This is a genomic window from Alcanivorax sp. (genome assembly GCF_002726155.1).
Taxonomy (GTDB): domain Bacteria; phylum Pseudomonadota; class Gammaproteobacteria; order Pseudomonadales; family Alcanivoracaceae; genus Alcanivorax.
This window is the reverse complement of the sequence record NZ_PBSH01000042.1, coordinates 1-23381: the sequence shown is the minus strand read 5'-3', so window position 1 is coordinate 23381 and position 23381 is coordinate 1. Positions and strand designations below refer to the sequence as shown.

23 protein-coding genes are annotated in these 23381 nt (G+C 58.9%); 17 read left to right on the top strand and 6 right to left on the bottom strand.

The window, feature by feature from the left end:
* Window positions 1-312 precede the first annotated feature (312 nt).
* The gene (locus CL546_RS13385; protein WP_290495802.1) at window positions 313-1164 is read left to right on the top strand and encodes a patatin-like phospholipase family protein; all 852 of its coding nucleotides are present in this window, start codon (window positions 313-315) and stop codon (window positions 1162-1164) included.
* Between the two features lie 129 nt (window positions 1165-1293).
* Here the strand turns inward: CL546_RS13385 and CL546_RS13380 are convergent, their stop codons facing one another.
* The 3 genes from CL546_RS13380 to CL546_RS13370 all read right to left on the bottom strand — a co-directional run bounded on the left by CL546_RS13380 (window position 1294) and on the right by CL546_RS13370 (window position 3810).
* Window positions 1294-1626, bottom strand: coding sequence for a hypothetical protein (locus CL546_RS13380; RefSeq protein WP_290495800.1), 333 nt, complete (start codon window positions 1624-1626; stop codon window positions 1294-1296).
* Between the two features lie 17 nt (window positions 1627-1643).
* Complete coding sequence (locus tag CL546_RS13375; RefSeq protein ID WP_290495798.1) at window positions 1644-2438, bottom strand: aldo/keto reductase; 795 nt, start codon at window positions 2436-2438, stop codon at window positions 1644-1646.
* Between the two features lie 163 nt (window positions 2439-2601).
* Window positions 2602-3810, bottom strand: a complete 1209-nt coding sequence (locus CL546_RS13370; protein WP_290495796.1) for an FAD-dependent oxidoreductase — start codon at window positions 3808-3810, stop codon at window positions 2602-2604.
* A gap of 148 nt (window positions 3811-3958) precedes the next feature.
* Between CL546_RS13370 and waaA the strand changes: the two genes are divergently transcribed.
* Window positions 3959-5239: a lipid IV(A) 3-deoxy-D-manno-octulosonic acid transferase gene (waaA, locus tag CL546_RS13365; RefSeq protein WP_290495793.1), complete on the top strand. Its 1281-nt coding sequence runs from the start codon at window positions 3959-3961 to the stop codon at window positions 5237-5239.
* 121 nt (window positions 5240-5360) lie between these two features.
* Here waaA and CL546_RS13360 read toward each other — a convergent pair whose 3' ends face one another.
* Window positions 5361-6779 (bottom strand): TolC family outer membrane protein, encoded by a 1419-nt coding sequence (locus tag CL546_RS13360; RefSeq protein WP_290495791.1) that lies wholly within the window; start codon window positions 6777-6779, stop codon window positions 5361-5363.
* A gap of 164 nt (window positions 6780-6943) precedes the next feature.
* Here CL546_RS13360 and thiC point away from each other — a divergent pair, with 164 nt between their 5' ends.
* From thiC to CL546_RS13320, 8 genes are all read left to right on the top strand, one after another.
* Window positions 6944-8818, top strand: a complete 1875-nt coding sequence (gene thiC, locus CL546_RS13355) for a phosphomethylpyrimidine synthase ThiC (protein ID WP_290495788.1) — start codon at window positions 6944-6946, stop codon at window positions 8816-8818.
* Window positions 8811-9446, top strand: a complete 636-nt coding sequence (locus CL546_RS13350) for an NUDIX domain-containing protein (RefSeq protein ID WP_290495786.1) — start codon at window positions 8811-8813, stop codon at window positions 9444-9446. The genes thiC and CL546_RS13350 overlap by 8 nt, the downstream gene beginning before the upstream one ends.
* Window positions 9443-9901, top strand: a complete 459-nt coding sequence (locus CL546_RS13345) for a DUF1249 domain-containing protein (protein WP_007148940.1) — start codon at window positions 9443-9445, stop codon at window positions 9899-9901. Before CL546_RS13350 ends, CL546_RS13345 begins: the two co-directional genes overlap by 4 nt.
* Window positions 9902-10130: 229 nt before the next feature.
* On the top strand, window positions 10131-10937 hold the full coding sequence (gene cpdA / locus CL546_RS13340; RefSeq protein ID WP_039926751.1) for a 3',5'-cyclic-AMP phosphodiesterase: 807 nt from the start codon (window positions 10131-10133) through the stop codon (window positions 10935-10937).
* 98 nt (window positions 10938-11035) lie between these two features.
* Window positions 11036-11626 carry a YqiA/YcfP family alpha/beta fold hydrolase gene (locus tag CL546_RS13335; protein ID WP_290495785.1) on the top strand — a complete coding sequence of 197 codons (591 nt, stop codon included), beginning with the start codon at window positions 11036-11038 and terminating at the stop codon, window positions 11624-11626.
* An 81-nt stretch (window positions 11627-11707) separates the two neighbouring features.
* Complete coding sequence (gene parE / locus CL546_RS13330) at window positions 11708-13594, top strand: DNA topoisomerase IV subunit B (protein ID WP_290495784.1); 1887 nt, start codon at window positions 11708-11710, stop codon at window positions 13592-13594.
* A gap of 168 nt (window positions 13595-13762) precedes the next feature.
* Window positions 13763-16000, top strand: coding sequence for a DNA topoisomerase IV subunit A (gene parC / locus CL546_RS13325; RefSeq protein ID WP_290495783.1), 2238 nt, complete (start codon window positions 13763-13765; stop codon window positions 15998-16000).
* Between the two features lie 168 nt (window positions 16001-16168).
* A complete protein-coding gene (locus tag CL546_RS13320) occupies window positions 16169-17059 on the top strand; it encodes an acyltransferase (RefSeq protein ID WP_290495782.1) in 891 nt (296 codons plus the stop codon).
* Between the two features lie 172 nt (window positions 17060-17231).
* Here the strand turns inward: CL546_RS13320 and CL546_RS13315 are convergent, their stop codons facing one another.
* The gene (locus CL546_RS13315; protein WP_290495781.1) at window positions 17232-17972 is read right to left on the bottom strand and encodes a TIGR04219 family outer membrane beta-barrel protein; all 741 of its coding nucleotides are present in this window, start codon (window positions 17970-17972) and stop codon (window positions 17232-17234) included.
* A 148-nt stretch (window positions 17973-18120) separates the two neighbouring features.
* Here CL546_RS13315 and CL546_RS13310 point away from each other — a divergent pair, with 148 nt between their 5' ends.
* The 4 genes from CL546_RS13310 to CL546_RS13295 all read left to right on the top strand — a co-directional run bounded on the left by CL546_RS13310 (window position 18121) and on the right by CL546_RS13295 (window position 20910).
* Window positions 18121-18645 carry a DUF4262 domain-containing protein gene (locus CL546_RS13310; RefSeq protein ID WP_290495779.1) on the top strand — a complete coding sequence of 175 codons (525 nt, stop codon included), beginning with the start codon at window positions 18121-18123 and terminating at the stop codon, window positions 18643-18645.
* Window positions 18646-18708: 63 nt separating this feature from the next.
* Entirely contained in the window at window positions 18709-19248 is a 540-nt protein-coding gene (locus CL546_RS13305) for a DUF2058 domain-containing protein (protein ID WP_290495778.1), read from the top strand.
* 157 nt (window positions 19249-19405) lie between these two features.
* Window positions 19406-20245: a CvfB family protein gene (locus CL546_RS13300; RefSeq protein ID WP_290495776.1), complete on the top strand. Its 840-nt coding sequence runs from the start codon at window positions 19406-19408 to the stop codon at window positions 20243-20245.
* Window positions 20246-20289: 44 nt separating this feature from the next.
* Window positions 20290-20910 (top strand): trimeric intracellular cation channel family protein, encoded by a 621-nt coding sequence (locus tag CL546_RS13295; protein WP_290495774.1) that lies wholly within the window; start codon window positions 20290-20292, stop codon window positions 20908-20910.
* A gap of 24 nt (window positions 20911-20934) precedes the next feature.
* Here the strand turns inward: CL546_RS13295 and CL546_RS13290 are convergent, their stop codons facing one another.
* Window positions 20935-21210 (bottom strand): DUF2218 domain-containing protein, encoded by a 276-nt coding sequence (locus CL546_RS13290; RefSeq protein WP_290495772.1) that lies wholly within the window; start codon window positions 21208-21210, stop codon window positions 20935-20937.
* Window positions 21211-21302: 92 nt separating this feature from the next.
* Here CL546_RS13290 and CL546_RS13285 point away from each other — a divergent pair, with 92 nt between their 5' ends.
* The 3 genes from CL546_RS13285 to CL546_RS13275 all read left to right on the top strand — a co-directional run.
* Window positions 21303-21734: a MarR family winged helix-turn-helix transcriptional regulator gene (locus tag CL546_RS13285; protein WP_290495771.1), complete on the top strand. Its 432-nt coding sequence runs from the start codon at window positions 21303-21305 to the stop codon at window positions 21732-21734.
* Between the two features lie 112 nt (window positions 21735-21846).
* The gene (locus CL546_RS13280) at window positions 21847-22419 is read left to right on the top strand and encodes a DUF2780 domain-containing protein (RefSeq protein WP_290495770.1); all 573 of its coding nucleotides are present in this window, start codon (window positions 21847-21849) and stop codon (window positions 22417-22419) included.
* A 67-nt stretch (window positions 22420-22486) separates the two neighbouring features.
* Window positions 22487-23381, top strand: an 895-nt coding sequence (locus tag CL546_RS13275; protein ID WP_290495769.1) for a metal-dependent hydrolase, incomplete at its 3' end; no start/stop codon positions are given.

Below are 23381 nucleotides of genomic sequence, written 5' to 3'. Positions count from 1 at the left end.
GAATACAAGTTGGTATGCGAACTTGTGCAAATGCGGTGCCAGCCACGCAGAAAATATTTAACGTGTTGTTTTTACAATAATTAATAGTGATTCCATTGAGTCGGCCCGGCCCCTGGGCGGAGACTGGATGCGCTAACCTGATGCGCTTGCGCTGTATCGGTGCAGGCGTTGCCCCGCGCGCAAGTGCAGATCGTGTTATTGATCAGGTAAGCCGATGGCAGGAACAGCAAGGCTCTATTTCCACCGATTTGTTTACTCTGGCATCGTGATTGAAGCGGCTCCGATGAGCGGATTCGAGGTGGAGGAAAGGTAATGACTCAGCGTGCGTTGGTTGTGGAAGGCGGTGCCATGCGCGGCATTTTCGCCGCCGGTGTGCTGGATGCGTTTCTGGAAAACTCCCATCACCGTTTCGACTTTGCGGTGGGCGTATCGGCGGGCTCGACCAACCTGATTGGTTACCTGGCGGGGGATCATGGCAGAAGCCGGCGGATCATCACCGACCATGCTTGCCGCCCGGACTTTATCAACTGGCAGCGCTTTATGGCCGGCGGGCACCTGTGCGATGTGCACTGGTTGTGGCATCAGTCCCGCCTGGAGGTGCCGTTAAGTCTGGAGCAGCACTGGCAAGGTAAGGTGCCCTTGTGGGTGGTGACGACCTCGGTGGAAGACGGGGCGCCGCGCTATTTTGAAACTCGCCCGGATAACCTGGACGACGTGATGACGGCGTCCTGTTCCATCCCTTTTGCTTATCGCGATTTTCCCACGGTAGCCGGCCACCCCATGACCGATGGCGGGCTGGCGGATTCCATTCCAGTGCGTTGGGCTTACGAGCAGGGGGCGCGGGAAATTACCGTGGTGTTGTCCCGCCCGCAGGGGTTTCGTAAACGTCCCAGTGCCTTGACGCCCTTATTAAAGCCCTGGGTTCGTGATATGCCCGCCTTGTATGAGGCCATGGCGAATCGCACGGATGCTTATAATCAAGCGTTGGATTTTATCGATAATCCGCCTGAAGGTTGTCAGCTCAATGTGATCGCGCCGCCAGTGCACTTCCCTGTGAACCGGTTGACCACCAATGTGGAAAAACTGGAGCAGGGGTATCAGCAAGGCCATTGGGCTGGATTGCAATCGTTGGGCGCGGAGGTGAAGCAAGCGTCGAGTTGCTAGCTGATAGGGTTGCATTGCGATCTCGCTTGCCGGCGTATTTAAACGCAAGAGGCCGCGTCCAAACAGTTGGGCGCGGCCTCTTTGTTTGCCGGTCCAGCAAGCTCAACATCGTGTTGTCGCTTGTGGCTGTCAGTCTTCTTCCTCTTCTTCGCAGTGCCAGACCCAGGCATCCAGCTCGATATGCTCAATACCGCGAAAATGGCTCTCCATCATAAACTCGCGGCGATCGCTGAGCATGCCGCGGTTGCCGCCGGCTTTCTTGATGGCTTTGGCGAGCTTCTTGTTCACGTTGTTATTGATGAACGCATCGCTGAACAACATGCCCTGCATCTTGCTCCCTGACGACACCGAGACTTCCCCCTTTTCTTCGCAGCCCTGAGGGGCTTCGCGAAGCAGTAATATTTTATCCGCCTGTGCTGCGAGTGACGTGCCGAGTAGCAGAATCATCAGACAAAAACGCATGGTGTTTCCTGTTGTTGTTATGGGGCGGTCTTGCAGGCCTGCCGGGCCTTGGCCACGTTTTCCCGCAAGTGAACGGGATTGATGGTGCCGGCAATGATACTGCTGACGCCAGCGGTGCCAAGGATCTGGTTCAGACTTTCCTGCACCGGGTCCGCAAGGGTGTCATTGAGGTGGCCGCTGGCAAAGGCTTTCTTGATCAGGATGCCTTTGTGGTGAGCGGCGGCGTGTTCGATCACCGGTACTTCATCGTGGTGCTGAAGGTTGTAGGTGACCATGGCCATGTCGGCGTGGTTCAGGCAGGCAATACCGCCCGCCACGGTCTTGGTGGACATGCCAGTGGTGCGCACCAGCCCTTTTTTCTTCAGGTCGTTCAGGGCATCCAGGGTGCCCTGTTTGATGATCCCCGTGTCATTGCCATCGGAGTGAATCAGTACGCAATCCAGGTAATCAGTATTAAGCCGTTTCAGGCTGCGCTCCACGGAGCGGCGGACGTGTTCCGGTGAGAAGTCGAAAAGGCTTTCACCGCTGTCGTTATCAAACTCTTCGCCCACCTTGGTGACGATCACCCAATCCTGGCGCCGGCTTATCAGCTGGCCGAGACGAGCTTCACTGTGGCCGTAGGCCGGCGCGGTGTCGATCAGGTTGATACCAAGATCCTGCGCCTGGGCCAGCAGCTCGATTACCGCGTGGTCATCCGGGATGGTGAAACCATTGGGGTATTTCACACCCTTGTCGCGGCCGATTTTTACCGTGCCCAGGCCGAGTGCGCTGACGGTTAACCCTGTGTTGCCCAAGGGGCGCATGAAAGACATGAAAACTCCTGAATTATTCTCGCTGTAGGAGCGCCACTAGAGGCGCGAACACCCAGAAGCGAGTTACGTGTTACGAGTTTTGAAAGGCTGAATATTTTGGATTTTCGCGACTCGTAACTCGCTTCTCGATACGGTTTTTGGGGCGCTCCTGCAGTGGGGAATTTCAAAAACAGCGATGCCAGTACGGCACACCCATGGGAGCCAGCTCAAGCTCTGTCGGTATCGTTAGCGGTTCGCCGGGTTGAAGGCCGCTTTCTTCCATCAGCGCCATGACCCGGTCGCCCAGATCCGGCGCCAGAGTAAGTTTGGTGGGCCAGGCGATGATCAGGTTCTGGTCTCGGCGAGCGTAGGCATTATCCGGTTTTACCAGCGCCTGTTGTCTGGGTTCGGCGCGGGTCACATCCAGGGTTGCGAATTCGGCGTTGCTGAAATCCAGCCAGGGGAACAGCTGCCGGAGCTCGTCACGGCCGGCGGCCAGTTGTTCCTGATCGGTGCGCTCCACTCCCCGTTCTGCCAGGTCACCGCCCAGGTACCACACCACCTTGCCGTCCGGGCAATCGTGGGTGGTGACGGTGAGCACGGGTTTGTTGCTGGTACCGACACAATGGGCATACAGGCGATGGCCCAGATCGTGTTTTACCAGCACCATTTTGAGAGGTCGCAACTGACTCTGTTCCTGTTCCAGCAGGTGGGCCTGATGGGCGCCTTCCAGCAACGCCGGGTTGCCGTTGCCGGCGGCCAGCAGGGTCAGCCGCGGTTCAATGCGTTGGCCGTTAACCGTGGCGGCGCGCAGGCCGCTCCCATCCCATTCCAGCGTATCGCGCTCGCTGTTGAATGCCAGTAGCCGGTTGCGGACCGGAGCGCTGAGTGTTTCGATCAGGGATTCAGTGTTGATGACCAGATCGTCCAGTTTATAGACGTTGCCCTTGAAGGCCTTGTTGGCCAGCGCGCTGGGGAAATGGCCGCGCTTGAGCTTTTCAATGCGGCCGCGCAGCATCTTGCTGGCGAAAAAATTGGTCATCCGTGAGGCCACGGAGCCGCTGGACCACATGTGCTGGGTGTCACTCAGGACGTTCAGGTTGCGCAGGTCCACCGGATCATCGCCGGCCATGGCGGCACGCCAGCGATCAGGCATGTCGGAAATGGCTTCGGACTCGTTGGACAGGTTGCCGCCCAGGGCGTACTTGAGGCCGCCATGGATAATGCCCTGGCTGGCCAGGGTCTGGTCGCCGCCGAGAGTGGCGGATTCCAGCAGCAGGCATTGGTAGCCGGCGGCGTTGAGCCGGTTGATCAGCCATAGGCCGGCGATGCCGCCACCAAAGATTACAATGTCCGGGCGGAGTGTGTCGGGTTTCAGGGTTGAGTCACTCATGGCTCACCATCGTTGAACAGTGCGGCTATGCTAGCATAGGCCAAGCCGCTGGCACGTACACAGGCGCCATAACAGGCAACATGAATTCCGCGGTTTATTGCCTGTTACGCTGCCCACAAGCCGTCCTGACACCGAGACAAGAATATTTATGCGAACTGTTTATTCCGCCCTGTGGTATGTGCTGCTTCCTTTTCTTTTTTTGCGCCTGTGGCTGCGCGGCAGAAAGGCGCCGGCCTATCGGTTGCGCTGGAAAGAACGGATGGCGTGGGGCTACCGCCCCGGCACATTGAAAAACAGCCTTTGGGTGCACGCGGTATCGGTGGGGGAAACGCTGGCGGCGGCGCCGTTGATCGAGCGGTTGCTGGCGCAGTACCCGGAGGTGCCTCTGCTGGTTACCACCACCACGCCGACGGGCTCCGAGCGGGTACAGGCGCTGTTCGGCGACCGGGTGACCCATGTGTACTGTCCCTGGGAATTGCCCACAGCACTGACGCGCTTTATGCGCGCTTTTGATCCGCAACTGGTGATTGTGTTGGAGACCGAGCTGTGGCCCAACCTGTGCGCGGCGGTGAAGCGCCATGGCGCAAAACTGATGCTGATGAACGGGCGGTTGTCGGAGAAAAGTTATCGGGGTTACAGCAAACTGCCGCGCCTGATTCGCCCGATGATGGCGCGCTTTGATGCACTTGCCGTGCAGACCCGGGTGGAAGCCGAGCGTTATATGGCACTGGGTGCCTGGCCGGAGCGGGTGTATCCCATTGGCAGTGTGAAATTCGATATGACCCTGGATGCGGCGGTGCAACAGGCCGCGTTGGATTTGCGTACCACGTTTGGCGACCGGCCAGTATGGATTGCGGCCAGCACTCATCCGGGGGAGGACGCGCTGGTGCTGGCGGCGCACAAGACGTTGCGTGAACAGAAGCCGGATGCGTTGCTGATTCTGGTGCCCCGGCACCCGGAACGGTTTGATGGGGTTGCCGATCAGGTGCGCGAAGCGGGCTTGTCAGTGGCCCGCCGTAGCCAGCAGGAACCGGCCGCCCATGCGGCGGTGTACCTGGCCGATACCATGGGCGAATTGCTGATGCTGTTTGGTGCCTGTGATGTGGCTTTTGTGGGCGGTTCATTGGTGCCCGTGGGCGGCCACAATCTGCTGGAGCCGGCCGCCTGGGAAAAGCCGGTGCTCACCGGCCCGCACCTGCATAATTTCACCGCCATCGCGCAACTGCTGGATGATGCTGGCGGACTCAGTGTGGTCGACAGTGGCGAAGCGTTGGGTGATGCGCTGCAGGTATTGATGAGTGACCCGGACCAATGTGCCCGGCAGGGCCAGGCCGCCGCGGCGGTGGTGGAAGCGAATCGCGGTGCGCTGGAAAAAGGGCTGGGGTTGATCGCCATGGAGATGAATGTCGGATTACGCCCTTCGGGCTAATGCGACGATCTACGGGGTGCTTGCCGCAGGTTGTGCATAAAAAAACCGCTAGCCGTTGCCGGGTAGCGGTTTTTTTATGATCCGGGGCGATGCCCGCGTGTTTGCGTCAGGCTGAGCTGCCTCAGTTGATCGGCGAGTTGTCTTGCATCATTTCTTCACTTTGGCCTTCCAGATCCGGGTTGTAGAGATCCAGAGTCTGATCCGGCGCCAGCCAGTTATTCACCGCGGCCAGATCACCTTGTTGCAGGTCGCCGGTGGTGGATTTCAGGGTCAGCGAGTTGATGATGTAGTCGTAGCGGGCGTTGGCGTAGTCACGCTCGGCGGCAAACAAGGCGCGCTGTGCGTTGAGTACGTCGACCACGTTACGGGTGCCCACTTCATAGCCGGACTGGGTGGCGTCCAATGCCGAGCGGGTGGAGCGAATGGCTTGTTGGCGTGCCTTGATGCGCAGGGCATCGGCTTCCACGGTGCGGTAGGCGCTGCGCGCCTGTTGCACAATATCGCGTACCGCTTGGTCGTACTGGAAATCCGCCGCATCGGCACGCAGGTAGGCTTCCTTGCGACGGCTGTTCAGGCCGCCACCCTGGAACAGGGGCATACTCACTTCCACACCGATCTGGCGATTCTGGGTGTCGAACAGGGAACTGTTGGAGTTAATGCCCGTTGCGTTGGGATCTTCGTCCGGTGATAGGTGGGAATGCTGGTACTGAGCCACCAGTTGCACCTGGGGCAGTTGCGCGCCGAGCTGGCGTTTGGCGGTGTTCTCTGTGAGCTCTGTGTTATAGAGAGCAGCCTGCACCTGCGGGTTCTGCACCTTGGCTTTTTCGATCCAGTCGTTCATGTCCGTGGGCTGGGGACCTTCCATGGGCAATTCATCGCGCAGTTCCAGCAGGGTTTGCCACTGCTGGCCGGTGAGGGTTTCCAGCTGGTCACGGGCAATGTCGTATTGCTGGCGAGCCACAATCAGGTTTACCTGGGTCAGGTCGTAGGTGGCTTGCGCTTCTTCCACGTCGGTGGCCGGCACCAGGCCCACATCAAAGCGCTCCTGGGTCTGTTCCAGTTGGCGGCCGATGGCTTTTTCTTCCGCTTTGGCAGATACCCAGGTGTCCCAGGCACGCAGCACGCCGAAATAACCCTGAGCCACACGCAGCACAAAATCCTGGCGGGCCTGCTCGAAATTGGCCTGCGCGATATCGGTGCTCGATTGTGCTTCTTTATAGCCATACCAGGCATCAACACGGAACAGCGGCTGGGTCAGGGTAAAGGTGCTGACCTCGCTGCCGTAGCTCTGGTCCACGTTCAGGTCTTCGATTTCCCGGTCGTTGTCATAGCGTCCGTAGCTGGCGGACACGTTCGGGAACAGGGCAGCGCGGCCTTGTACCATCAGCTCCTGGTCTGCATTCCAGTTCATCCGCGCGGCGCGCCAGGTGCCGTCGTAGCTCCAGGCTGCGTTGGCGACGTCAGTAAGATCAGCGGCCTGAACGGCACTGGCCAGTGAGGTAAGGAGAAGAACTAGGGGCGTTGCCGGGCTGCGCTTCATTCTGGTGCACTCTTTTTGTGTGTCTGATTAATCATTATGGTACTGGCAAGTACAGAAAATTAACACTGCCTGTTTGGGCCAGTTCCGCGGTTGTTTGGCTGTTGGACGCTGGCGTATAGTGTCCGCCATTCCTGAATTTCCCTTATTTGCTTCTGGAGGCCGACGTGCCAGACGATCAGCGCCCCATCGCCAACGCCATTGACGAATCCTGCCAGCCTATCGCGGGTTCACGAAAGATCTATGTCACCGGCTCACGCCCGGACATTCGTGTACCCATGCGGGAAATCCAACAGCATCCGACCCCATTGGCGGACGGAAAGTTCGAGGATAACCCACCCCTGTCGGTTTATGATACCTCTGGTCCCTATACCGATCCGGATACTCAAATCGACATCCGTAAAGGGCTGAACCCAATTCGGGAGGCCTGGATTGATGAGCGTGAAGACACCGAACAGCTGGACGGCCTGTCCAGTGAGTACGGTCGCAAGCGGGCCAATGATGTAGCCAAGGCGGGTCTGCGCTTTGAGCATACCCGCATTCCGCGCCGTGCCCGTGCGGGCAAGAATGTGAGCCAGATGCATTACGCGCGTCAGGGCATCATTACCCCGGAGATGGAATACATCGCCATTCGCGAGAATCAGCGCCTGCGTGAGCATCGCGAGGCGGGCTTGCCGGTGAACCAGCATCCGGGGCAGAGCTTCGGTGCAGCGATTCCGGCGGAGATCACCCCGGAATTCGTCCGTGATGAAGTGGCCCGCGGCCGGGCGGTGATTCCGGTGAACATCAACCACCCGGAAATCGAGCCGATGATTATCGGCCGCAACTTCCTGACCAAGATCAACGCCAATATCGGCAACTCCGCGGTGACCTCCTCCATCGAAGAGGAAGTGTCCAAGATGACCTGGGCTACCCGCTGGGGCGGCGACACGGTGATGGACCTGTCCACCGGCGATAATATTCATGAAACCCGCGAGTGGATCCTGCGTAACTCGCCGGTGCCCATCGGCACGGTGCCCATCTATCAGGCGCTGGAAAAGGTCAACGGTGTGGCCGAAGACCTGACCTGGGAAATCTTCCGCGACACCCTGGTCGAGCAGGCCGAGCAGGGGGTGAGCTACTTCACCATCCACGCGGGCGTGCTGTTGCGCTACGTGCCGATGACCGCCAACCGGGTTACCGGTATCGTTTCGCGGGGTGGCTCCATCATGGCCAAGTGGTGCCTGGCGCACCATGAGGAAAGCTTCCTCTACACCCATTTCGAAGACATCTGCGAGATCATGAAGGCCTACGACGTGACCTTTAGTCTCGGCGATGGCCTGCGCCCCGGGTCCCTGGCCGATGCCAATGACGAAGCCCAGTTCAGCGAGCTGCGCACCCTGGGTGAGCTGACCAAGATAGCCTGGAAGCACGACGTGCAGGTGATGATCGAAGGCCCCGGCCATGTACCCATGCACATGATCAAGGCCAATATGGACGAGCAGCTGGAGCACTGTGGTGAAGCGCCGTTCTACACGCTTGGCCCGCTGACCATCGATATTTCTCCCGGCTACGATCACATTTCCAGCGCCATCGGCGCGGCCATGATCGGCTGGTATGGCACCGCCATGCTTTGCTACGTGACGCCCAAGGAGCACCTGGGACTGCCCAATCGTGAAGACGTGAAGGAAGGCATCATCGCCTACAAGATCGCTGCCCACGCGGCGGATCTGGCGAAGGGGCACCCCGGCGCGCAGTTGCGTGACAATGCCCTGTCCAAGGCGCGGTTCGAATTCCGCTGGGAAGATCAGTTCAACCTGGGGCTGGACCCGGACCGGGCCCGTGAATACCACGATGAGACCCTGCCCAAGCAGGCCCATAAGGTGGCGCATTTCTGTTCCATGTGCGGGCCGAAATTCTGCTCCATGAAGATCAGCCAGGAAGTCCGTGAGATCTACGGGGATGGCACCGCCCAGGTGGCACAGGCTGAAGCGGGCATGGAAGAAAAATCCAAGGAGTTCCGCGAGCAGGGCTCCGCGCTTTATCATGAGGCCCATGAGTAATCATTCGCTGACACCGCCATTCGGCCCGCAGGACGTGGAAGTGCTGGAACGGGAGACGCCGTTCCAGGGCTTCTTCCGGGTGGACACGCTGACCTTGCGCCACAAGCATTACAACGGTGGCTGGGGCGAGCCGGTTCGCCGGGAATTGTTTGTGCGCCCACCGGCGTCGGCTGTGCTGCCCTACGATCCGGTGCGTGGCGAGATTCTGATGGTGGAGCAGTTCCGTGTCGGGGCGCTGGAGTGGCGGCATAGCCCCTGGTGCCTGGAATTGATTGCAGGCATTGCCGACAAGGATGGAGAAAGTGCCGCTGACCTGATTCGCCGTGAAGCGGTGGAAGAGGCCGGGCTGACCCTGGGGGCCATGGAGTCCATCGCGGCATACATGCCCAGCCCGGGTGGCACCAACGAGCGCCTGCAGGTGTTTGTTGGTCATGCGGACCTGGCTGGCGCGGGGGGGATCTTCGGCTGTCCGGACGAGGGCGAAGACATTCGTGCGCTGACGATCAGCGCCGATGAGATCCCTGCGCTGCTGGAAAGCGGGCAGGTGGATAACGCCGCATCGCTGATTGCCCTGCAATGGTTGCTGTTGAACCGTGCCCGGCTGGATGCAAGCTGGGGCGGGCAATGAGCCGCCGCGAACGTTACCGGCTGGATTTTCGTGCGCTGATGACCCAGTGCGAGGAAAACTATGCACGCCTGTTGCCGTTGATGAAGGCGCTGGGTGAACGTGACAGCATGGCGGTGGACGTGGGGCATGACCTGCATCCCCATACCCTGCAGATGCGTGTGCTGGAGCGCTCGCCCTACACCACCACCGTGCGCCTGGAAGACCAGGAGTTGCTGGAAACCTTGCCGGCCTCCCGGCTCACCGTGCGCATGTATCACGATGCGCGATTGGCGGAGGTCACCGAAGCGCGTCCTTTCCGGCGGGTGAATGCCCGCTATGCCTACCCCAACCGGAACATGCACCAGCGTGACGAGAAGGTGCAGTGGAACCGGTTTTTGGCGGAATGGCTGCGTCATCTCCATGACCACGGCCGCGACAGTGGCCAGGCCTGGCGGCAGCAGGTCACCGGTAGCTGAGCAGATGGCGCTGTGAGTGTCTGCCACTCTCAGGACACAGAATCAACCCGCTCTGCGGCTTCTTCGTGGAGAAATGGTAACCAATTCCTGCTCTTGGACCTGTTTCCTAGAAAAGTGCCATCATCTTGGTTATAAGTGAGGCCAAGGGCAGCCCTGCGGTACTGGGGAGTACAAGGAGGGGCTGCCAATGAGACATGGGACCCTATAAACGGTTACGGGAGCGGGGATCTTGACGCAGCAGTTGCAGCCCCTTCGAGTCGTGCAGTTGTCAGACTGCCATTTGTTTGCCGATCCACAAGGCAAGCTGCTGGGTTTGAATACCCAGTTCAGTCTGGACAAGGTGCTGGAGCTGATTCGCAAGGAACAACCCAATCCGGATTTGATTCTGGCCACCGGGGACCTGTCCCAGGATGCCTCCTACGAATCCTACGAGCGCCTGGATCGCGCCCTGTCCGGTTTCGATGTGCCGGTTTACTGGCTGGAAGGTAATCACGACAAGCCCGCGCCCATGTTGCAGGCGCTGGAAGCCCACCGCGAAAAAATGAGTCCGTGCGTGCTGAATGTGGGCAACTGGACCATTGTCATGCTGGACTCCACCATTCCCGGTGAGGTGCCCGGCGATTTGTTCGATGAAGATCTGAAATTTCTTGATACCGCCCTGCGAGACGCCACCGGTGAGCACCTGATGGTGTGCCTGCATCACCACCCGGTACCGATGGAGTGCACCTGGCTGGATACCCAGGTGGTGGGCAGTGCCGACCAGTTTTTCCAGGTCATCGACCGCCATGAACGGATGCGCGCCATTATCTGGGGGCATGTGCACCAGGAGTATGATGCGCACCGCAACGGGGTGCGGATGATGGCGGTACCCAGCACCTGCGTGCAGTTCAAGCCCAAGAGCGAAGACTTTGCCGTGGATGATGCCAATCCAGGCTACCGCTGGCTGGATTTGCACCCGGATGGTCAGATCGACACAGGGGTGAGCCGGGTGGAAGGCATCACCTTCGAGGTGGATTTCACGGTCAAAGGTTACTGAATCAGTTGATAGTTGAAAGTTGATAGTGGACAGTTTGCGGAGCTGTTGATGCCGTTTCGCTGTCAACGTTCAACTCTCCACTATTAACGGGTTTTGCCATGGCTGTCCCGGAAACGTCTCTCATCTATATTCATGGCTTTAACAGCTCGCCTGCGTCCCACAAGGCGGGGCTGCTGCGCTCGGTGTTCGAGCAGGCCGGGTGCCCGGAACGATTGATCGTGCCGACGTTGCCGCCATCGCCACGGCTGGCCATGGCCGAACTGGATGCGGCTATTGCCGGGGCCGGGCCGGTGGCGCTGTTGGGCTCGTCGCTGGGCGGTTTCTATGCCACCTGGCTGGCGGAGCACCACGATTTGAAGGCTGCAATCGTAAATCCTGCGGTCAGACCGTGGCGACTACTGGACAAATACACAGGTATCCAGCATAACTACCATACTGGCGAAGCCTACCAGTTCGATCCGGTCTGGCTGGAGCAGTTACGGCGCTACGAAGTGACAGAGATCACCCAGCCGGAAAACCTGCTGTTGCTGACCCAGACCGGTGACGAAACCCTTAACTGGGAAGACGGCTGGGACTATTACGGCGACTGTCACCGCTATTGTGGCTTGGGTGGCAGCCACGGCTTTGATAACTTTGACGCCTTCATACCGCTGATGCTGCGGTTTTGTGGGATTGAAATACACGCCTGATGCCCGAGGCCAGATGCTGGACGTGTGATACATCATGCGTCCGGCATCTGGCGTCCTGCGTCTGGTGCTTCTGGAAAATCTATGGCCAATAACTATACGTCCGAAAATATTGAAGTGTTGTCGGGCCTGGACCCGGTGCGTAAGCGCCCGGGCATGTACACCGATACCTCCCGCCCCAATCACCTTGCCCAGGAAGTCATCGACAACTCGGTGGATGAAGCGCTGGCTGGCCATGCCAAGTCGATCAAGGTCACCCTGCTCAAGGATGGCGGCGTGGAAGTGGAAGACGATGGCCGCGGCATGCCCGTGGACATGCATCCGGTACAGAAAAAACCGGGTGTGGAAGTGATCCTCTCCACCCTGCACTCCGGGGGCAAGTTCTCCAATAACAACTACCAGTTTAGTGGTGGCCTGCACGGCGTGGGCGTGTCCGTGGTGAACGCTCTGTCCACTAAACTGGAGATTCTGGTCAAGCGTGATGGTCAGCTGCACCGCATGGAATTCGGTGATGGCGAAAAGCGCAGCGATCTGGAAGTGATCGATACGGTTGGCAAGCGCAACACCGGCACCATTTTGCGCTTCTGGCCCGATGCCAAGTATTTCGATTCGCCGAAAATGTCGGTGACTCGCCTCAAGCACCTGTTGCGGGCCAAGGCGGTACTCTGTCCGGGCCTGTTGGTGACCTTGGATAACCAGCTCACCGGCGAGAGCGACGCCTGGCAATTCGATGATGGGCTGATCGAATACCTGCTGGAGTCCAGTCGCGGCTGGGAGCGCGTGCCGCAGGAGCCGTTCAACGGCGCAATGAGCGCAGAAACCGAAGCGGTGGATTGGGCTGTGACCTGGCTGCCGGAAGGCGGTGAGCTGATTCAGGAAGCGTATGTAAACCTGATCCCCACGGCCCAGGGCGGCACCCATGTGAACGGTTTGCGTTCCGGCTTGCTGGAGGCCATGCGCGAGTTCTGTGAATTCCGAAACCTGTTGCCCCGTGGCGTCAAACTGACCCCGGAAGACATCTGGGATCGGGCTGCCTTCGTGCTGAGCGTGAAAATGCAGGACCCACAATTCGCCGGGCAGACCAAGGAGCGCTTGAGTTCCCGCCAGACCGCAGCCTTTGTCTCCGGCGTGGTGAAGGATGCGTTTTCCCTGTGGCTGAACCAGCACACCGATGAAGCCGAAAAGCTGGCGGACCTGTGCATCAATAACGCCCAGAAGCGTTTGCGGGCGGCCAAGAAAGTTACCCGGAAAAAAGTCACCAGTGGCCCGGCCTTGCCCGGCAAGCTGGCAGACTGCACCAGCGATGATCCGTCCCAGAGTGAAATCTTCCTGGTGGAAGGGGACTCGGCGGGCGGCAGCGCCAAACAGGCCCGTGACCGGGTGTATCAGGCGATCATGCCCCTGCGCGGCAAGATCATGAACACCTGGGAAGTGGATTCCAACGAGGTGCTGGGCAGCCAGGAAATTCACGATATCGCTGTGGCCCTGGGCATCGAGCCCGGCAGTGATGATCTCGGCAGCCTGCGTTACGGCAAGGTTTGCATTCTTGCCGATGCGGACTCTGATGGTCTGCACATCGCCACGCTGATCTGTGCCTTGTTTTTGCGCCACTTCCCAGCACTAGTCAAAAGCGGTCATGTGTTCGTGGCTATGCCGCCGCTGTATCGCATCGACGTGGGCAAGGAAGTGTATTACGCCCTGGATAAGGAAGAGCGCGATGGCGTGCTGGACCGTATCAAGGCCGAGAAAAAACGCGGCAAGGTGAACGTGACCCGCTTCAAGGGTTTGGGTGAAATGAACCCGCTGCAATTGCGCGAAACCACCATGGCCCGCGACACTCGCCGCTTGGTGCGCCTGGGTGTCTCCGCCGATGACGGCACCCACCAGCTGATGGATATGCTGCTGAGCAAAAAGCGCGCATCCGACCGCAAGGTCTGGCTGGAAGAAAAAGGCAATCTGGCGGAAATATAGAAACGCTTCACGCAACAGGCTTCACGCAGCACGCTGAGTGTGTTTTCTGGAGCGCAAAGGTTCATAAAAATTGGAACGTATTGCTGGTTTGGTTTTCTCGTAAAGCGTAACGACAGCGTGTTGCGTGATGCGTGTAAGCGTGCAGGCCAGCGAGTATAGCGAGCAAACATGGCTGACGAATTTGAAAGTTTTCCGTTAAAGGAATACACCGAAAAAGCGTACCTGGATTATTCCATGTACGTGATTCTGGATCGGGCCCTGCCCAATATTGGTGACGGCCTCAAGCCGGTGCAGCGGCGTATCGTGTACGCCATGAGTGAGCTGGGCCTGAAGGCCTCGTCCAAGTACAAGAAGTCCGCGCGTACGGTGGGTGATGTGCTGGGTAAGTATCACCCTCATGGGGATTCTGCCTGCTACGAGGCGATGGTGTTGATGGCGCAGCCGTTCAGTTACCGCTATCCGTTGGTGGATGGGCAGGGGAACTGGGGTAGCGCGGATGACCCGAAATCGTTTGCCGCCATGCGTTATACGGAATCGAAACTGGCGCCGTATGCGGAAGTGCTGTTGTCCGAGCTGGGTCAGGGGACGGTGGAATGGTTGCCCAATTTCGATGGCACCATGGAGGAGCCCAAGCTGCTGCCGGCCCGGCTGCCCAATGTGTTGCTTAATGGCACCACCGGCATTGCCGTGGGCATGAGCACGGATATTCCCCCGCACAATCTGCGCGAAGTGGCCAATGCCTGTATTCACCTGCTGAAAGATCCCGGTGCCTCGCTGGACGATTTGATGCAGTACATCAAGGGCCCGGACTTTCCTACCGAAGCGGAAGTGATCACCCCGATCAACGACATTATTCGTATGTATGCCGAGGGCAAAGGCTCTCTGAAGCAGCGTGCCGTATACGAGCGCGAAGACGGCGACATCGTGGTGACGGCGTTGCCGTACCAAGTGTCGGGCGCCAAGGTGCTGGAACAGATCGCCGATCAGATGAACAAGAAAAAGCTGCCTATGGTCAGCGATCTGCGTGATGAATCCGATCATGAAAACCCGACCCGCCTGGTGATTACCCCGCGCTCTAATCGGGTGGACGTGGAACAGTTGATGAGTCACCTGTTTGCCAGCACTGACCTGGAGAAAAACTACCGGGTTAACCTGAACATGATCGGCATTGATGGCCGGCCCCAGGTGAAAAGCCTGGATATGATTCTGAACGAGTGGCTGCAGTTCCGTATGGTGACGGTGCGTCGCCGTCTGCAGTATCGTCTCGATAAAGTGCTGGAACGCCTGCATATTTTGGAAGGCTTGTTGGCCGCGTTCCTGAATATTGATGAAGTGATCCATATCATTCGTACCGAAGACGCGCCCAAGCCGGTATTGATGGAGCGGTTTGGTATCAGCGACCGTCAGGCGGAAGCAATTCTGGAATTGAAGTTGCGCCATTTGGCGAAACTGGAAGAAATGAAGATTCGCGGTGAGCAGGATGAGCTCAACGAAGAACGCGAATACCTGGAAACCACTTTGGGCTCCATGGCGAAAATGAAGAAGCTGGTAGCCAAAGAGCTGAAGGAAGACGCCGAGACATACGGTGATGACCGCCGCTCGCCTCTGGTGGAGCGAGATGACGCGAAGGCCCTGGATGAGACCGACCTGCTCAGCGCCGACCCGGTGACCGTGGTGCTGTCGGAAAAAGGCTGGGTGCGTGCCGCCAAGGGACACGAAGTGGACGTGGAAGGGCTCAGTTACAAGGCGGGTGACAAGTACAAGGCCAGCGCCAAAGGCAAATCCAACCAGCCGGTCTGCTTCATCGATAGCACCGGGCGGACCTATTCGTTGCCGGCGCACACCTTGCCCAGTGCGCGGGGGCAGGGTGAGCCCCTGTCTGGCCGGGTGAATCCGCCTTCCGGGGCCAGCTTTATGGCGGCGGTGATGGGCAAGGACAAGGATGCCTACCTGATGAGCACAGATGCCGGTTACGGTTTCGTGGTGCGCTATGCAGACTTGCTGGCGAACAAGAAAGCGGGCAAGACGGTACTTAATGTTCCAAAGGGCGCGCGTGTGTTGTCGCCACAACCGATTGCCTCCACGGCGGATGACCGCATTGCGCTGGTTTCCAATGAAGGTCGGCTGTTGGTGTTCCCGGTCAGCGAGTTGCCGGAAATGGTACGCGGCAAGGGCAACAAGATGATGTCGATTCCGGGTGCGCGTGTGGCCGAGCGGGTGGAATTCGTGCAGGACGTTCAGGTGGTTGGTCCGGACGATGCGCTGACACTCTATGCGGGCAAGCGTCACCTGACCCTGAAAGCCGGTGATCTTGAGCACTATTATGGCGAGCGTGGCCGGCGTGGTGCGAAGCTGCCGCGCGGCTTCCAGAATGTGGATGCCATGTCTGTGGAACGCAAGGGTTGATCGTGCGGACATAGAGCGGGAAAGGCCGGTAATGCGAGCGCGCAGCCGGCCTTTTTTCTGTGCACAGAGGAATACTGCTGCCGTAACAGATTCTCCAGCAGTAAAAAGGTTCGCCGGGCAGGCCCGCGGCGAGTGGATAGGGATTGTAACTAACGAGGTTTGCACGGAATGCTGACGGGTATCCTTGCCATTATAATGCTGTTGCTAAACACCCTGGTATTGATTGGCCCGATGTTGCTGGTGGCGCTTCTGAAGCTGGTACTGCCCGGTGTGACGGCGAAGCGTGCCTGCTCTGCCACGGTCATGTGGATTGCGGAGAGCTGGGCGGAAATCTGCAAGGGGATCTTTGCGCTTCTCACGCCCACTTACTGGGAGATCCGTGGGGTGGAATCCCTGCGCAAGGACACCTCCTACCTGGTTGTCAGTAATCATCAGTCCTGGGTGGATATCCCGGCACTGGTGCAGACGTTTAATCGCAAGACGCCATACTTCAAGTTCTTTCTCAAAAAGGAACTGATCTGGGTGCCGTTTCTCGGGCTGGCGTTCTGGGCGCTGGATTACCCTTTTATGAAGCGTTACAGCAAGGCATTCCTGAAAAAGAATCCGCACCTGAAAGGCCAGGATCTGGACATTACCCGGCGAGCCTGCGAAAAATTTCAGGGTATCCCGGTGACGGTGGTGAATTTTCTGGAAGGCACCCGGTTCACCCCTGCCAAGCAGGCGGCGCAGCAGTCTCCCTACCGGAACCTTCTTAAACCCAAGGCGGGTGGGGTGGCGTTTGTATTGGCAGCGCTGGGAGATAACCTGGATGCGCTGCTGGATGTGACGGTGGTGTACCCGGAGGACGAGACGCCAGGGTTCTGGGATTTGCTCAGTGGCAAGGTGCAAAGAGTGATCGTGGACGTGCGCACCTGCCCGTTGGAGCCGCGGCTGTGGCGCAGCGACTATCAGGACGATCCGGTGTTCCGTGAAGAGATTCAGCAGTGGGTGAGTGAACTCTGGCAGGAAAAAGATGCGCGCATTGATTCGATTCGCCGCGAGTTCGTGCACCTACAGTAACGGCGGGCGGTGACATTGGTAGGTCGGCTTTACCCGAGGGCACAGAGAGGGCGTAACCGTAAGCCGACAGACTGTCTTTCTCGTGGCGCTGTCACCGGATTCGGATTACGCCTTTCAGACTCTCTGTGCCCTCGGGTGAATTCGACCTGCCCGCCACCTTTTCAGAGGCGCCCTAAATGCCCAGTGAAATGGCGAAATAGGGCCCGCCGACTTCCAGGTCGGTATCCAGATTATTCACATCATCCAGCTCGATGTTCATGCGGCTGTACCCCAGCTCCAGGCCAAGCAGGTAATCTGAACGCCAACCCACACGGGCGTTATAGTCGTTCATCTTGCTGCCGTCGTAGGAAATGGCGTTCACTTCCGCGCCCACATACACGCCGGGAATCGGAAGCTGTGCCCGGGCACCTGCGTGCAGCATGGGCAAGGTCTCATCAATGCTCAGGGAGGTTTTTCCCACCAGGCTGTTCAGCCGCAAGTCACCATCCATTTGGCGCACGGTCAGACCGAGATCCACTTTCAGCGCATTGTCGATGGGGCTGTAGTAAAAGGTGCCGTCCAGCATTTCCAGATCAAAGTCCGTGGCGACGCGGGTGTTGGCAACAAAGTTTTGCCCATTGAATGTGAAGCTGCGGCTGATGATATTGCTGGCGCTGTCAGACAGATCGATATAGCGCAGGCGCACATTGGGGATCACTGGCACGGCGTGTTCCACCCCCAGATAGAGCACGCTCTGGTCGGCCTCGTTGAAGCCCAGATCATCCTGCACATCGATGTTGGCGCCACCGGAAGCCACATTGCCTTCCAGCTCCGTATCCCAGGTATAACCGCCACCATAGATCGCTACGCCGGGGGCCGCGTGGGCGAGAGGGGTGGCCAGTAGCGCGGTTACCAGCAAGCCTGCACGTTTCATGGGGAATCCTCGTTGTTCTGAATTTGCCCCAGTATTGCAGGTGCGGGGGGTGTCACCAAGTGAAGGCGGAGTCTGTTATGATTGCGATCACACCGCGAAACCGCCTGGCAGTGCCCCCGCGCGCTGCTTGAACCTGATGATGAGTTCTATGTTTCTTGATGAAATGCCTGGCAAATTCCGTTATCCGCAGCCGGAAGATGCAGAAGATAAAGCGCTGCTAGCGGATATCCAGCGCAAGGGTTGGCACCACTTTGCCGTTTCCGGTGGCGATGGCCAGCCCGGCTACACCTTCAGCGTGGGGCATTTTCTCAACCTTAATCATCCGGAACTGATTGTCGTTGGTTTGAAAGATGCGCTGGCCAGCAAGCTGCTGGACAGCGCGGCGGTGCGGATTCGTGGCCTGAAAAAGCCTTACCAGCCGTACCGCCTGTATAACGATATTGCCGACGGTCTGGAGGTGATGTTCCTGCCGGTGGCGTTTCCGCATTACAAGGAATACCTGGGCTTTGCCAACTGGTTCTACCAGAGCCTGCCGGCACCGTACCCGGCGCTGCAAATGGTGTGGCCGGATCCGAAAGGCGTGTTTCCCTGGCAGCCCGGTTACGACACCCGTTTTCACCGTGCCCAGCCGTTGCTAGGCAAAGCGCCAGCGTCACCGCTGGGACCGCGATAGTGATTTTTTGACGGCCCCTGCCCTGACCGGGGGCAATCTGTTCATGGAGAAAGAGAGAACATCATGGCGAATTCACTGCAGAAGCAATTGATGAAAGCGGGTCTGGCGGACGAGAAAAAAGCCCGCAAGGCCAAGCAGCAGAAACGCGAGGATGTAAACAAGGCCAAGCGCGGCGAGATCGAACTGGAAGATCCGGCGGATCGTGCCCGTCGCTTGCGTGAAGAAAAGGCCGAGGCAGACCGACAGCGCGAAGCCGAGCGCAAGGCCGAGCGGGAAAAGAAAGAAATTGCCGCGCAGATCAAGCAGATGATCGAGCAAAGCCGGCTGGACCGGAACAACGGCGAAGTGGCTTTCCAGTTCGTGCAGGACAAGAAGATCAAGAAAGCCTACGTGACCGGTAAACAGCAGAAGCAGCTGGAGCGCGGCCAGATCGCCATCGTGGCTTTGGGTGAGAGCTTCGAGCTGGTGCCAACCGTGGTGGCAGAGAAAATCCGCCAACGGGACGAGGCCGCAGTGTTGTTGCTCAATGAGCGTGGCAATGATGCCGTGGACGAGGATGACCCCTACAAGGACTTCCCGATCCCCGATGACCTGATGTGGTAAAGGCCGCTACCAAGTGGCTGTAGGAGTTCCCTTCCAGGGAACGAACCTCGCACAGCGAGGCCATCGCCCGCAGGGCGATCAGGGAAACCAGAACGTAGCCGCTTGCGCAAAACTCATGTGAAGCGTGGTGCACACTTCAACCAAACAGGCCCGATCCATGACTGTATCCCCCAAACTCGGCACTCGCCATTCCCTGGAAGTTCTCAAAGTCATTCGTAATGGCTTGTTGCTGGATGGTGGCGAGCTGGGCGAAGTGTTGTTGCCGTCCCGGGAAGTGGAGGGCCAGACGCTGGGCCCCGGTGACAGTGTCATGGTCACGCTGTACAGCGATGGTGAAGGGCGGCCCATGGCCAGCCTGCGCACCCCGCGAATACAGCTTGGCCAGGTGGCGTTACTGAAAGTGGTTTCCACCAGCAAGGTGGGGGCATTTGTGGACTGGGGCATGCCCAAGGATTTGCTGCTGCCGTTCGCTGAACAAAAAGGGCCGGTGCGGGAAGAGAGCTGGGTGCTGGTGATACTGACTTCGGACCGGGAAGGGCGGCTGATGGTTAGTGCCCAGCTGGATCGGTTCCTGTCCGATACCTGTCAGGCGTATCAGCAGGGAGATGAGGTCTCGCTGGTGGCAGCGCACAGCACCGACCTGGGCTACAAGGTAGTGGTGGATGATCATGCCTGGGGAATGATTGCGGCCAGTGAACTGCGTGCGCCATTGCGCCCGGGACAAAGGGTGACCGGTTATGTGCAGCGCTTGCGTCAGGATCAGAAACTCAGCTTGTCATTGAACGCGCCGGGTGCGGCGAAAAGCGATGGGCTTACGGAGCAGATTCTGGCGGCACTGGAAAAGGCCGGTGGCGAACTGCCATTGGGGGACAAGAGTTCGCCGGAAGCCATTTTTCAGACTTTCCGTTGCAGCAAGAATGCCTTCAAGCAGGCCATTGGCGGGCTCTACAAGGCGCGCCGGATTGTGCTGGACAAACACAGCATACGCCTTGTTTGATTCTGCTCTTTCTACGGGACGTAACGCACAGTGAGGCGGCTCACATGGATCTGTTGCTGGCACTTTATCTCATTGGTATTACTGCGGAAGCCATGACCGGCGCGCTGGCGGCAGGGCGGCTGCGTATGGACCTGTTCGGAGTCGTCATGGTGGCCTGTGTGACGGCCATGGGCGGCGGCTCCATGCGTGATGTGCTGCTCGGGCACTATCCGCTGGTCTGGGTCGTGCACCCGGAATATCTGGGCCTGACGGCGGTCGCGGCACTGGTAACCACCTGGGTGGCACCGCTGATGCAGCGCCTGCGCATGCTGTTTCTGGTGCTGGATGCGCTCGGGCTGATGGTGTTCACGGTGATTGGTGTGAAGGTGGCTCAGGGCATGGAGCTGGGGGCGCCGGTGGCGGTGTTGGCCGGCTTGATCACCGGTATTTTTGGTGGTGTGATTCGTGATCTGCTGTGTAACCGCATGCCGCTGGTATTTCAGAAAGAACTGTATGCGGTGATCTCGCTGGGCGCGGCTTGCTTGTATCTACTGCTGCAATTCACCCCGCTGGGTGAAATGGCGATCACGCTGATCACGCTGGCCAGCGGCTTTCTGATGCGCATGCTGGCGATTCGTTATGAGTGGCATCTGCCCCGTTTCAAGTACAACGTGCCGGAGCAGTAGCGCCTGCCGGTATGAGTCGCGGTTTCAGTGCCAGCGCAAGGTCACCGGTTCGCGGGTGGTAAAGCGGGCCAGGTGGCTGTCGATGATCTCGCGCAGGCGCCCCAGATCATTGCTGCCGGCTTGGCAGTGCAGATGCAAGGCCTGTTCGTCCGCGCTTAGCTCGCAGGTGCCGAACGGAAAACGGATGACTCCGTTGTGGTCGTCGAACTGTGTTTCCAGCTTGTGGCTGAAATGGCGGCAGAGTTTTTTCAGATACAGGGAGGCCTGACCGGTGGCGGCGAATCCGTGAGCATGTTCCATGGTAGTAAATCCTGTGCATTAAGTTGATAATGTCAACTATATTCTGCCTAAAAGTTGACCATGTCAACTACTTTGACCGCTACGAGAACGCCATGTCTGATGACATTACCGTGCCCCTTGGTCGGGCTTTCACTGCCACATTGAACCGGCTGCGTGGGGCCATGCGTGAACCGCTGTCCACGCTACCGGTGTCGCTGGGTCCGCCGGATATTGGCCTGCTGCAGTTTCTGCTGAATACGCCGGGCGCCACACCCCAGTGCCTGGCGCGCCACCAGGCCCGTGACAAGGCGCAGCTCACCCGCAAGATCAAGGCACTGGAAGCGCAGGGGCTGATACGCCGGGAAGCCGACCCGGATGATGGCCGCAAGGTGCGCCTTTTCCTCAGTGAGCAGGGGCAGGCCATGGCGGATGCCGCCGAGCAGATTCGCCGGGCGGCATTTGCCGAGCTTCTGCAAGGCTTGAACCGCAGTGAGCAGGAACAGTTGCTCGGGTTATTGCAGAAATGTCAGCAGCCGCTTGAATGACCCCCTGCGCAAAGCGTGCACAAAGTGATGGCCGTCATCTTTTTCCATGGGTAAGGTTTGCCATACTGTTCCCCTCTGAACAGGGATGATTGACGATAACCAAGGAGCAACTATGAACGCTTTTCGTTTTGGCTTGATGGGCGCCTCGCTGTGCCTGGTCCTGAGTGCGCCGGCCCAGGCCTTTGATCTGAAATCCATGACCGACTCGGCCAACAAGGCCGTGAATGACGCGTCCGACAAGGCCAATGCCAGCGTGAACCAGGCTAACGAAGCCGCTACCGGAGCTATGGACAGCGCCAACAGCAAACTGGCGGTGACCGGTGAAGCCAAGGCATTGGTGGATTCCCTGTCCACCGATTTGGGTGTGACTCAGCAGCAGGCAGCAGGCGGTGCCGGTGCCTTGTTGGCCATGGCCCAGAACAACCTGTCGGGCGATCAGTTCAGCGGCATCATGAACAAGGTGCCGGGGCTGGATTCCCTGCTGGGTGGCGATGGTGGCATGGCCTCCTCCATGCTGGGTAATATTTCTTCTTTGCAGGGTGTATCCAAAGCCTTCAGCGCACTGGGCCTGAGCCCGGACATGATCTCCCAGTTTGCGCCGAAGATTCTCGGCTTCCTGGGCGGTGAAGGCGTTGGCGCGACCGCACTGAACAGCCTGAAGGGCCTGTGGGGCGTAGCGGGTTAATGCCGTATTGACGGCCTGTTGGCAGGCGGGATGCGATACTGTCGCTCCGCCTGCCGTCGAGTAATTCATGGATTCATTGTCTCAGGCCGTATTGGGCGCCTCCGTCGGGGGCGCCGTTCTCTCCCGCACGCTGGGCCGCCGGGCTTTGCTCGGTGGCGCCTTGCTGGGCACCCTGCCCGATCTGGATGTGCTGATTGATTACGGCGATGCGGTGGCCAATTTCACCGAGCATCGCGGTTTCAGCCATTCCCTGCTGGTGTTGTTGCCGGTATCGCTGCTGCTGGCCCTGTGCCTGTCCCGCTGGCAGACACAGATCCCGTTGCGACGCTGGTGGCTGTTCACCGGGTTGTGTCTGATTACGCATCCGTTGCTGGATGCGTTTACCACTTATGGCACCCAGTTGTTCTGGCCACTGGGTGATCCGGTGGCCATCAGCAGTGTCTTCATCATTGATCCGCTTTATACCTTGCCGTTACTGATCGCGGTCCTGTGGGCAGTGGCGAAGCCACCGTCCGGGCGGGTGTTGATTGGCGGCCTTGCTGTGTCGTCCCTGTACCTGGCATGGAGCCTGGCGGCCCAGTATGCGATGACCCAGCGGGTAATGCCGGTGCTGGCCGAACGGGGTTTGTCTCAGGCGCCACGGTTGGTGCAGCCGATGCCATTTTCCACACTCTTGTGGCGAATCACGGTGCTGGGCGAGCAGCAACGGCTGGAAATTCTGACGGGGATTCTGGATGGCGATGCACCGTTGCAGGTGGAAGCCTTTCCCCGTGACACACAACGGTTAGCGGCGATCCGGTCGCTGCCCGCCGGGCGTACCCTGTTGCGCTTTACCCGTGGGTTTGTGGCGGTGGATGAGCAAAAAGGCAGGCTGCTGGCCACGGATATCCGCCTGGGATTGCCCGGGCTGCACCCGTTCCAGTTTGTACTGGCCGAACGTCAACCGGACGGCTGGCATCCGC

Coding starts and splice junctions, on each gene's coding strand:
- CL546_RS13315 (WP_290495781.1), bottom strand. CDS start 17,972: ATGAAACGTGCAGGCTTGCTGGTAACCGCGCTACTGGCCACCCCTCTC.
- CL546_RS13305 (WP_290495778.1), top strand. CDS start 18,709: ATGGCGAATTCACTGCAGAAGCAATTGATGAAAGCGGGTCTGGCGGAC.
- CL546_RS13380 (WP_290495800.1), bottom strand. CDS start 1,626: ATGCGTTTTTGTCTGATGATTCTGCTACTCGGCACGTCACTCGCAGCA.
- parC (WP_290495783.1), top strand. CDS start 13,763: ATGGCTGACGAATTTGAAAGTTTTCCGTTAAAGGAATACACCGAAAAA.
- parE (WP_290495784.1), top strand. CDS start 11,708: ATGGCCAATAACTATACGTCCGAAAATATTGAAGTGTTGTCGGGCCTG.
- CL546_RS13370 (WP_290495796.1), bottom strand. CDS start 3,810: ATGAGTGACTCAACCCTGAAACCCGACACACTCCGCCCGGACATTGTA.
- CL546_RS13300 (WP_290495776.1), top strand. CDS start 19,406: ATGACTGTATCCCCCAAACTCGGCACTCGCCATTCCCTGGAAGTTCTC.
- CL546_RS13375 (WP_290495798.1), bottom strand. CDS start 2,438: ATGTCTTTCATGCGCCCCTTGGGCAACACAGGGTTAACCGTCAGCGCA.
- CL546_RS13345 (WP_007148940.1), top strand. CDS start 9,443: ATGAGCCGCCGCGAACGTTACCGGCTGGATTTTCGTGCGCTGATGACC.
- CL546_RS13295 (WP_290495774.1), top strand. CDS start 20,290: ATGGATCTGTTGCTGGCACTTTATCTCATTGGTATTACTGCGGAAGCC.
- CL546_RS13320 (WP_290495782.1), top strand. CDS start 16,169: ATGCTGACGGGTATCCTTGCCATTATAATGCTGTTGCTAAACACCCTG.
- CL546_RS13350 (WP_290495786.1), top strand. CDS start 8,811: ATGAGTAATCATTCGCTGACACCGCCATTCGGCCCGCAGGACGTGGAA.
- CL546_RS13385 (WP_290495802.1), top strand. CDS start 313: ATGACTCAGCGTGCGTTGGTTGTGGAAGGCGGTGCCATGCGCGGCATT.
- CL546_RS13310 (WP_290495779.1), top strand. CDS start 18,121: ATGTTTCTTGATGAAATGCCTGGCAAATTCCGTTATCCGCAGCCGGAA.
- CL546_RS13285 (WP_290495771.1), top strand. CDS start 21,303: ATGTCTGATGACATTACCGTGCCCCTTGGTCGGGCTTTCACTGCCACA.
- CL546_RS13290 (WP_290495772.1), bottom strand. CDS start 21,210: ATGGAACATGCTCACGGATTCGCCGCCACCGGTCAGGCCTCCCTGTAT.
- waaA (WP_290495793.1), top strand. CDS start 3,959: ATGCGAACTGTTTATTCCGCCCTGTGGTATGTGCTGCTTCCTTTTCTT.
- CL546_RS13335 (WP_290495785.1), top strand. CDS start 11,036: ATGGCTGTCCCGGAAACGTCTCTCATCTATATTCATGGCTTTAACAGC.
- CL546_RS13280 (WP_290495770.1), top strand. CDS start 21,847: ATGAACGCTTTTCGTTTTGGCTTGATGGGCGCCTCGCTGTGCCTGGTC.
- CL546_RS13360 (WP_290495791.1), bottom strand. CDS start 6,779: ATGAAGCGCAGCCCGGCAACGCCCCTAGTTCTTCTCCTTACCTCACTG.